The organism is Fundidesulfovibrio terrae, assembly GCF_022808915.1.
GTDB lineage: Bacteria > Desulfobacterota > Desulfovibrionia > Desulfovibrionales > Desulfovibrionaceae > Fundidesulfovibrio > Fundidesulfovibrio terrae.
In genome coordinates this window covers 460,528-469,276 of the sequence record NZ_JAKZFS010000003.1, presented here as the reverse complement: position 1 = coordinate 469,276, position 8,749 = coordinate 460,528, and the positions used below count along the sequence as shown (strand labels likewise).

The following is an 8,749-nucleotide window of genomic DNA, read 5'->3' as shown; positions in this document are numbered from 1 at the left end:
CTTTACCGGCATGCCGGTAAAGCCCGCGAAGCTATTGGAGGGTCCCGGGGGATCATCCCCCTGGCGGGTCCAGGGCGGAGCCCGGTGGGGTTCGGGGCGAAGCCCCGTCAGGCAAATAAAAAAGGGGGGCCGAAGCCCCCCTTGGTCATTCACTCCGCCAGGCGGTCCTAGCGGCGTCCGCCACGGTCGCCGCCGCGTCCGCCGCGATCGCCGCCGCGACGGTCGCCGCCGCGGTCACGGTCACGGTCGCCGCGCGGGCGCGAGGGGGCCGCGAAGTCGGCCAGGTCGATGGTCTCGCCCTGCTCCTCGAGCAGCACGGCCTTGCGCGACAGGCGCACGCGGCCGTTGGGCTCCACGGCGATGACCTTCACTTCCAGGTCCTGTCCCATGGCCACGGCGTCGGTGACGTTCTCCACGCGGCCGATGTCCAGCTGCGAGACGTGCACCAGTCCTTCCAGGCCGGGCAGGATTTCAACGACCGCGCCGCAGTCGATGATCTTCTTGACCTTGCCCTGGTAGTTGCGGCCCACGTCGGCCTTCTGGTCGTAGAAGAGCACCATTTCCTTGGCGCGCTCCATGGCGTCCTGGGTGGGGGCGAAGATGGAGATCTTGCCGGAGTCGTCGATGTCGATGGAGGCGCCGGTGGAGGCGGTGATGGCCTTGATGACCTTGCCTCCGGGTCCGATCACCTCGCGGATCTTTTCCGGGTTGATTTCCACCACGGTGAGCTGCGGCGCGTAGGGCGACAGCTCGGTGCGGGGCGAGGACAGGGTGCCGTTCATCTTGCCAAGGATGTGCAGGCGGGCGTCGCGGGCCTGCTGCAGGGCCTGGCGCATGACTTCCTTGGGGATGCCGGTGATCTTGATGTCCATCTGGATGCCGGTGACGCCTTCGGCAGTGCCGGCGACCTTGAAGTCCATGTCGCCCATGGCGTCCTCGTCGCCGAGGATGTCGGTGAGCACCACGAACTGGTCGTCTTCCTTGATCAGGCCCATGGCCACGCCGGCCACGGGGGCCTTGATGGGCACGCCCGCGTCCATGAGGGCAAGCGAGCCGCCGCACACGGTGGCCATGGAGGAGGAGCCGTTGGACTCCATGATCTCGGAGATGATGCGCAGGGTGAAGGGGAAATCGCCGGGGGCGGGCAGCACCGGGGTGATGGAGCGCTCGGCCAGCATGCCGTGGCCGATCTCGCGCCGGGACGGGCCGCGCAGGGGCTTCACCTCGCCCACGCAGTAGGGCGGGAAGTTGTAGTGCAGCATGAACCGCTTGGAGGACTCGCCCGCCAGGGTCTCGATGCGCTGCTCGTCGCCGGTGGAGCCCAGCGTGGCCACGCACAGGCCCTTGGTCTCGCCGCGCGCGAACAGGCAGGAGCCGTGGGTGCGGGGAAGCAGGCCCACCATGATCTCGATGGGGCGCACGGTCTTGGTGTCGCGGCCGTCGATGCGGGTGCCGGTTTCCTTGATGCGCGAGCGCATGAACTTCTTTTCCATGCCTTCGAGCATCTCGGAAGCCTTGGCGCCGATGGTGGCTTCCTCGGGGAAGGCGGCCTTGGCGGCCTCGACCACCTTGGAGCGCAGGACCTTGCGGGCCGCGCGGCGCTCCATCTTGTCCACGATGGTCAGGGCCTTGGCCAGCTCGTCGCCGATGGCCTGGGTGACCACGGCCTTGAGCTCCTCGCTCTCCACCGGGGCGGTGAAGATCTGCTTGGCCTTACCGGCCTTCTCGCGCAGTTCCTCCTGCATCTCGATGAGCGGCATCACCTGCTGGTGGCCCCATTCCAGGGCGTCGGCGATGAGCTCCTCGGAGACGAAGTTGCCGCCGCCTTCAACCATGACCACGGCGTCGCGGCTGGCCGCGAAGAAGATGTTCAGCTCGGTCTGGTCGGCGGTGACCTGGTAGGGCGGGTTCAGCACGAACTGGCCATCCATGTAGCCCACGCGCCCGGCGGCGATGGGGCCCAGGAAGGGCACGCTTGAGATGTGCAGCGCGGCGGAGGCGCCGTTGACCGCCAGCACGTCGGGATCGTTGTAGCCGTCGGCGGAGAGCACGGTGGCGATGATCTGCACCTCGTCGCGGTAGCCCTTGGGGAACAGCGGACGGTGGGGGCGGTCGATCAGGCGGGCCACGGTGACCTCGCGCTCGGAGGGGCGGCCCACTTCGCGGCGGAAGTAGGAGCCGGGGATGCGTCCGGCGGCGTAGAGCTTTTCCTGGTATTCGACGGTGAGGGGGAAGAAGCCCTTGTCGAATTCAAGGGACTGGGAGCAGACGGTGACGAGCACCACGGTACCGCCGCACTGCACCCACACGGCGCCGTCGGCCTGGTTGGCCATGAGCCCCGTTTCCATGATGATGGGATTTTGTCCTACTGTTCGTTCGAGCCTGGTGGCTTTGTCGAGAAGACCCATATGATACCTCTTTGTTAGTGTTTAACAGAGGCCTTCCCGGAACGTGATATGCGCGCAAGGGGCCGGGAACTGCAGCTCCCGGGCGCTGGCGCGCGGATAACGTTCGGGGTCGGCCGATTACGTCGTGAAAACGGCCGGTCCGGGCAAGCCGGACCGGCCGGTAAGGCACGTTACTTGCGGATGCCGAGCCGTGCGATCAGCGTACGGTAACGGCTAACGTCCTTGTTCTTCAAGTAGTTGAGCAGCTTGCGACGCTGTCCGACCAGCTTGAGCAGGCCCGTGCGGGAGTGGAAGTCCTTGGCGTGGGCCTTGAAGTGTTCGGTCAGGTAGTTGATGCGGCTGGTGAGCAGCGCCACCTGAACCTCGGGGGAGCCGGTGTCTCCCTCGTGGGTTTTGTACTCATCAATGACCTTGAGCTTCGTTTCAGCAGTCATGACCACAGCGGTATCCTCCGTTTTGTCTTGTTTGGGGCACGATTGCCGCGAGCGTTCAGGCGGGGGTGTTGAGTCCCCGGATGATCGCCCAGCGCCTCGCGCCATCCCGGTCCTGGGGTTCGGCCAGGGCCACCGGTTGACCCATGGGATCGGCGAGCATGACCCGCGTCTCCGGTCCGGGCAGTTCCGCAAGCGAGAGCCATTTGCCGTCCCTGACCTTTTTCGCCTGTTCGGGCGAGAGGGCGAGCCTCGGCCAGTGAGGAAGGGCGTCTGCCAGCGGGATGACCCGTTGGGCCAGCCGTTCGGGGTTTTCCAGAAGCTCGTCCAACTGGACGGCCTCGGCGATCCCGAAGGGATGGCTGCACTCCCGGATGAGTTGTGTCAGGTGCGCTCCGGACCCAAGTCGCGTCCCCAGGCTGTGGACCAGGGAGCGTACATAGGCGCCGGGACTCACCCTCACCCGGAAATTTATCAGCGGAAGCTCCAAGGAGAGCGTTTCCGCTTCGAAAACTGTCACCGGCTTGGTGACGACAGGAACCTCTTCGCCCTTGCGGGCCTTCTTGTAAAGAGGCTGGCCGTTCACCTTCACGGCGGAGTAGGGCGGTATGTCCTGGGTGGTCATGGCCTTCCAGGAGTCCACCGCCTCGCGGGCCATCTCGGGAGTGATGTGCTCCCAGGGGGCCTCGGCCGTCACCGTGCCTTCGGCGTCGAAGGTGTCGGTGTTCTGGCCCAGGAGCAGCTGGCCCGTATAGACTTTCTGCCCCTCGGTCACGAAGCCCGCGATCTTGGTGGCTTCGCCCAGGAGCACGACGAGCACGCCCGTGGCCATGGGGTCCAGGGTGCCGGCGTGGCCGATCTTGCGCTGACCCAGGCGGCGCTTCACCATTTCCAGGCAGCGCGCCGACGTGGGCCCGTTCGGCTTGTCCAGCACCAGCACGCCGTGCATCTGGGGCGGGCGGGGGGCTTGGTCCTTGTGCGTCTCGTTCACGAAATACCTTGATGCCGTGTCCGGGGCAACGCCTGGCTGAGGCAATTGTCCTGAACGAAAAATTTTGCCCGGCTAGGCCGCGAGGACCTTGCCCAAGGCTTTGATGAGCTGCGGTTCCATCTCGTCGAAGGAGCCCGAAAGGTTGGCCCCGGCCGCGCACTTGTGCCCGCCGCCGCCGAACGCGGCGGCCACGGGCTGGATGTTCACGGACGAAACCGAACGCAGGGACAGCTTGAGCGAGCCCGCCTTGTCCTCGCGCAGCGACTGGGCAGCCTTGCAGCCCTTGATGCGCAGCACGAAGTTGGTCAGGCCGTCACAGTCCTCGGCGGTGGCCCCGAGACGGGAAAGCTGCTCGCTGGTTATGCGAATCACCCCGAGCTGTCCATTGAAATGAAGGGCCAGGGAGCCCAGAACCTCGCTCCAGAGCTTAAAGCGGCCCAGGGACCACTGGTTCTCGATGAGCTCGTTCATCTTCGCCTGGTCCAGGCCCAGGCTTATGATGTGCGCGGCCATCTCCATGCAGCGGGGGCTGGTGTTGTTGAAGCTGAAATGCCCGGTGTCCGTGACCAGGCCCAGGTATACGGCCTCGCCCAGGGGGCCGGTGAGTTCCTGGCCCAGTTCCCGGGCCAGGGCCGCCACCATCTCGCAAGTGGAGGAGCGGTCCATTTCCACCCAATTGAGCGCGCCCCAGCAGGGGTTGGCGACGTGGTGGTCGATGACCATGGTCGGGTGCGAGGCCATGGCGTCCTGAAGGGCCTTGCCCCCCCGGCGGTCGTCGCCGCAGTCCAGGGCGATGATCCAGTCGAAGCCGTCCTGCGGCAGTTCGGTCAGGATGGCCGAGGGCATGTCCACCCAGGAGAGGTGCTCGGGCATGCCGGAAATGTTGTAGAGCACGGCCTCTTTGCCAAGCGCCCCCAGCAGGTGCCCCATGGCCGCCATGGACCCGATGGCGTCGCCGTCGGGGCTGGCGTGGGAGGCCACCAGGAAGCGCGATCCGGCCGCGATGGCGGCGGCGAGGTCACGCATGGGGCTGCCCATAGACCATGGTCTCCAGGAAGTCGTCGTGCTCGAAGCGCAGGTCGGGGACGAACTTGGTCTTGATCCGCCGTCCCAGGTTGGAGCGGAAGAAGCCCTTGGAGTGGTAGAGCGCGTCCTTGGCGGCCTTTATGCGCGCGGCGTCGCCGTGCATGGTGAAGAGCACGGTGGCCACGGAGAGGTCGGAATTGAGGCGCACGCCGCTTATGGTCACCAGTTCCAGGCGCGGGTCCTGGATTTCCTCGGTGAGCATGAGCGCCAGCTCGCGCATGATCTGGTCCGACATGCGGATGGAGCGGCGGGAAGGGCCTTCTTTCTGGCTCGGCATGAAATATCCTGTGCGGGCGTCATTGCCCGATGAGCTCGATGTCGTCGTATATAAGTTCCGCTTCGTCGGCGGCAACCACCATGTTGAGCGCCTTCTGCAACAACCCCTGGGCGTGCTTGGCGTCCGGGCTCACCGTGACAACGCCCAGCGCCAGGGAATCGAGCACGTCGTGATGGGCGATTTCGCTTACGGCCACGTTGAACTTGTTGCGCAATTTCATCTTCAGGCGTTGCGCCACCGACCGCTTCCCTTTGAGGGAGTCGTTGCCGTGCAGGCGGAATTCCAGGGAGAGCACGCCGATGACCATGGTTGCGCTCGGACGCGGGCCGCAGGGCCGATAAAAAATTCAGGGCCTTTGGGGAGTCCGCTTTGCGGGCGGACTCCCCAAAGGCCCGGTGGTATTAATCGAGGGTGTCTTTCTCTTCGACGGTTTCGAAGGCTTCGATCACGTCGCCGACCTTCACGTCGTTGAAGTTCTCCAAGCCCATGCCGCACTCGTAGCCCTTGGTCACTTCCTTCACGTCGTCCTTGAAGCGCTTGAGGCTGGCGAGCTTGCCGGTGTAGACCACCACGCCGTCGCGCAGCAGGCGCACCTGGGCGTTGCGGGTGATCTTGCCGTCCAGGACGCCGCAGCCGGCCACCAGGCCGATCTTGGGCACGCTGAAGGTCTGGCGCACCTCGGCCTGGCCCAGGTACTGCTCCTTGAACACCGGAGCCAGCATGCCGGACATGGCCGCGCGGATCTCGTCCACCAGCTTGTAGATGATGTCGTAGAAGCGAAGGTCCACGTTCTCGCGCTCGGCGATCTCTTTCACCTTCACGGACGGGCGGATGTTGAAGCCGATGACGACGGCCTCGGAGGCGCTGGCCAGGATGACGTCGGATTCGGTGATGGCGCCAGTGCCCGCGTGGATGATGCGGATCTTGACCTTCTCGCCCGAGAGCTTGTTGAGGGCCTCGGTGATGGCCTCCTGGGAGCCCTGCACGTCGGCCTTGACCACCAGCTTGAGTTCCTGGGCCTCGGCTTCGCCGCGCGACGCCAGGAAGGTCTCCAGGGTGAGCTTGGTGGCCTTGCCCAGCTCGCGTTCACGCTGCTTGGCCAGGCGGGTCTCGGCGATGCGCCGGGCGACCTTCTCGTCCTCGACGCAGCTGAAGGTCTCGCCCGCTTCGGGAACGCCTTCAAAGCCCTGCACCTCGACGGGCATGGCCGGTCCGGCGTCCTTGATCTTGCGGCCCTGGTCGTCGAACATGGCCCGCACGCGGCCCGAGAACAGGCCGCACACGAAGGCGTCGCCCTGGCGCAACGTGCCTTCCTCGATGAGCACGGTGGCCACGGGGCCCCGGCCCTTGTCGAGCTTGGCCTCGATGATGTGGCCCTTGGCGCGCTTGTCCGGGTTGGACTTGAGGTCCAGCACTTCGGCCTGCAGGATGATCATCTCCAGCAGTTCGTCCAGGCCAAGGCGCTGCTTGGCGGACACGTAGGCGAAGATGGTCTCGCCGCCCCATTCTTCGGGCACCAGGCCCAGATCGGCCAGCTCGCGCTTCACGCGGTCCGGCTCGGCTCCGGGCTTGTCGATCTTGTTGACCGCCACCACCATGGGCACGCCTGCGGCCTTGGAGTGGCTGATGGCCTCGCGGGTCTGGTCCATGACGCCGTCGTCGGCGGCGACCACCAGCACGACGATGTCCGTCACCTTGGCGCCGCGGGCGCGCATGGCGGTGAAGGCTTCGTGGCCGGGAGTGTCCAGGAAGACCACGTCGCCGCGCGGGGTGGTCACGTGGTAGGCGCCGATGTGCTGGGTGATGCCGCCGGCCTCGCCCATGACCACGTTGGTGGAGCGGATGGCGTCCAGCAGCGAGGTCTTGCCGTGGTCGACGTGGCCCATGATGGTCACGACCGGAGGACGCGACTGCAAGGACTCGGGAGAGTCGGCCGCCTCGATGTCGATGAACTGATCCTCGTCGAAGCCGACCTTTTCCACCTCGTAGGCGAACTCGGCGGCCACCAGCACGGCGGTCTCGTAGTCCAGGGACTGGTTGATGGTGGCCATCATGCCCATGGACAGCAGAACCTTCATGAGGTCCTGGGCCTTCAGGTTCATCTGGCGCGCCATCTCGGAGACGCGGATGGCGTCCTCCATGCGGATCTTGCGCTTGACGGCCTTCTGGGGCTGGGATTGCGCCTGGGCGGCCATGATCTGGGCAACCTGGTCGCCGCCCTTCTTCTTCTTGTGATGCTTGCCGCCGCGTCCGGTGCGATCCTGGATCTCGCCGACGTGCTTCTTGCCGCCTCTGCGCCCGCCGTCATCAGACGCGGGCTGGCCGCCGAACTCCACGACGCGCTTGTCCTTGCGGCGCTTGCGGTCGTCGGATTCGGGCACGGGAGCGGGCTGCGGGCGGTCGAAGCCGCCGGGGCCGCCGGGTCGGGGACCGCCGGGACCTCCGGGGCGCTGGCCGGGGCCGCCGGGACGGGGACCACCGGGGCCGCCGGGACGCTGGCCGGGGCCGCCCGGACGCTGTCCGGGGCCGCCGGGGCGCTGGCCGGGACCGCCAGGACCACCGGGGCCGGCGGGACGCTGGCCCGCGGGGCGGGGCGGTTCGGGAGCGCGGGGCTCGGGCATGGAAATGATGCGCACCTGCGGGCCGATGGGAACCTCGCGCTTGGGCTTCTTGACGCGCTTCTCGGGCTCCGCGCCTTCGGCGGCCGCTGCGGGCGCCTCGGCTTCGGCCTGGGGCTCTTCAGCGGACGCGGCCGCGGGCGCAGGGGCTTCCTCGGAGACAGGCTCGGCCGTTGTGGCGGCCGGGGCCTCGGCGGGTTCGGAAACCTCGGGCGCGGACGCCACGGGTTCCACCGGAGCGGGCTCGGAGACCTCGGGCGCGGCGGCCTGGGCGAACTCGTGTTCGTAGACCACGGGCAGCTCTTCGGCCTCGGGCTTGGGTTCCGGTTCGGCCTCGGGCTCCGGCTGGGAAATGATCCTGGCGGGAGGCGTTTCCACCATGCGCTTGCGGGGCTTGGGCTGGGCGGCCTTTTCCGGGGCGGGAGCGGGCTCTTCCACGGCCTCGGGGGAGGAGGCGGGAGAAGCCTGCGGGGCCTCGGCTGCGGCTTCCGGCTCGGCATGGGGCGAACTGGCGCGGCGGCGGCGCACCACCACTCCCGGCTGGGAATGGCTCTGCACCACCTCGGATTTCGACAGACCCTGCTTGATCTTGGAGCGTACCTGGACGGCCTGGTCGTCCTCCAGGGTGGCCATGTCGCTGGACACACGGATATCAAGCTCCCTGAGGGCCTGATAGATGTCCTTGTTGCTGACCCTCAGCTCCTTGGCGAGGTCTCGGACTCTAAGCTTCGTCACGTTTGCCATCCCCCTTGCCTTTCCTCACGGTGGCGGCGCGTTTGGGGAACTTGGCAATGCATGCTTCCCCCGCGCAACAGTAGTAGCCCCTTCCGGGCAGGATATACGCCTTGTCGGGCGTCCACTCACCCCGCCACACGTGACGGGTCAATTCATGTTTGGGGAACCGGGCGCGGCAGACCATGCAGCTGCGCACCGGTCCC

At 66.8% G+C, this 8,749-nt stretch carries 8 protein-coding genes; all 8 read right to left on the bottom strand.

The genetic code is table 11. From position 1 onward, the window contains the following. Window positions 1-167 precede the first annotated feature (167 nt). The 8 genes from pnp to ML540_RS12855 all read right to left on the bottom strand — a co-directional run bounded on the left by pnp (window position 168) and on the right by ML540_RS12855 (window position 8,730). Window positions 168-2,408, bottom strand: a complete 2,241-nt coding sequence (pnp, locus tag ML540_RS12890) for a polyribonucleotide nucleotidyltransferase (RefSeq protein ID WP_243361715.1) — start codon at window positions 2,406-2,408, stop codon at window positions 168-170. A 170-nt stretch (window positions 2,409-2,578) separates the two neighbouring features. Continuing rightward, on the bottom strand, window positions 2,579-2,848 hold the full coding sequence (rpsO, locus tag ML540_RS12885; protein ID WP_243361713.1) for a 30S ribosomal protein S15: 270 nt from the start codon (window positions 2,846-2,848) through the stop codon (window positions 2,579-2,581). 49 nt (window positions 2,849-2,897) lie between these two features. Beyond that, window positions 2,898-3,830 carry a tRNA pseudouridine(55) synthase TruB gene (gene truB / locus ML540_RS12880; protein ID WP_243361711.1) on the bottom strand — a complete coding sequence of 311 codons (933 nt, stop codon included), beginning with the start codon at window positions 3,828-3,830 and terminating at the stop codon, window positions 2,898-2,900. 72 nt (window positions 3,831-3,902) lie between these two features. Beyond that, window positions 3,903-4,856, bottom strand: coding sequence for a DHH family phosphoesterase (locus ML540_RS12875; RefSeq protein ID WP_243361709.1), 954 nt, complete (start codon window positions 4,854-4,856; stop codon window positions 3,903-3,905). Beyond that, window positions 4,849-5,193, bottom strand: coding sequence for a 30S ribosome-binding factor RbfA (gene rbfA / locus ML540_RS12870; protein ID WP_243361706.1), 345 nt, complete (start codon window positions 5,191-5,193; stop codon window positions 4,849-4,851). Before rbfA ends, ML540_RS12875 begins: the two co-directional genes overlap by 8 nt. A 19-nt stretch (window positions 5,194-5,212) precedes the next feature. Beyond that, a complete protein-coding gene (locus tag ML540_RS12865; protein ID WP_243361704.1) occupies window positions 5,213-5,500 on the bottom strand; it encodes a DUF503 domain-containing protein in 288 nt (95 codons plus the stop codon). A 94-nt stretch (window positions 5,501-5,594) separates the two neighbouring features. Next, window positions 5,595-8,555, bottom strand: coding sequence for a translation initiation factor IF-2 (infB, locus tag ML540_RS12860; RefSeq protein WP_243361701.1), 2,961 nt, complete (start codon window positions 8,553-8,555; stop codon window positions 5,595-5,597). Next, complete coding sequence (locus ML540_RS12855; RefSeq protein WP_243361699.1) at window positions 8,533-8,730, bottom strand: DUF448 domain-containing protein; 198 nt, start codon at window positions 8,728-8,730, stop codon at window positions 8,533-8,535. Before ML540_RS12855 ends, infB begins: the two co-directional genes overlap by 23 nt. Window positions 8,731-8,749 lie beyond the last annotated feature (19 nt).

What these genes read in the sequence shown, in the direction of transcription:
- ML540_RS12865 (WP_243361704.1), bottom strand. Translation starts at nt 5,500, where the DNA reads ATGGTCATCGGCGTGCTCTCCCTGGAATTCCGCCTGCACGGCAACGAC.
- pnp (WP_243361715.1), bottom strand. Translation starts at nt 2,408, where the DNA reads ATGGGTCTTCTCGACAAAGCCACCAGGCTCGAACGAACAGTAGGACAA.
- ML540_RS12855 (WP_243361699.1), bottom strand. Translation starts at nt 8,730, where the DNA reads ATGGTCTGCCGCGCCCGGTTCCCCAAACATGAATTGACCCGTCACGTG.
- ML540_RS12875 (WP_243361709.1), bottom strand. Translation starts at nt 4,856, where the DNA reads ATGCGTGACCTCGCCGCCGCCATCGCGGCCGGATCGCGCTTCCTGGTG.
- infB (WP_243361701.1), bottom strand. Translation starts at nt 8,555, where the DNA reads ATGGCAAACGTGACGAAGCTTAGAGTCCGAGACCTCGCCAAGGAGCTG.
- rbfA (WP_243361706.1), bottom strand. Translation starts at nt 5,193, where the DNA reads ATGCCGAGCCAGAAAGAAGGCCCTTCCCGCCGCTCCATCCGCATGTCG.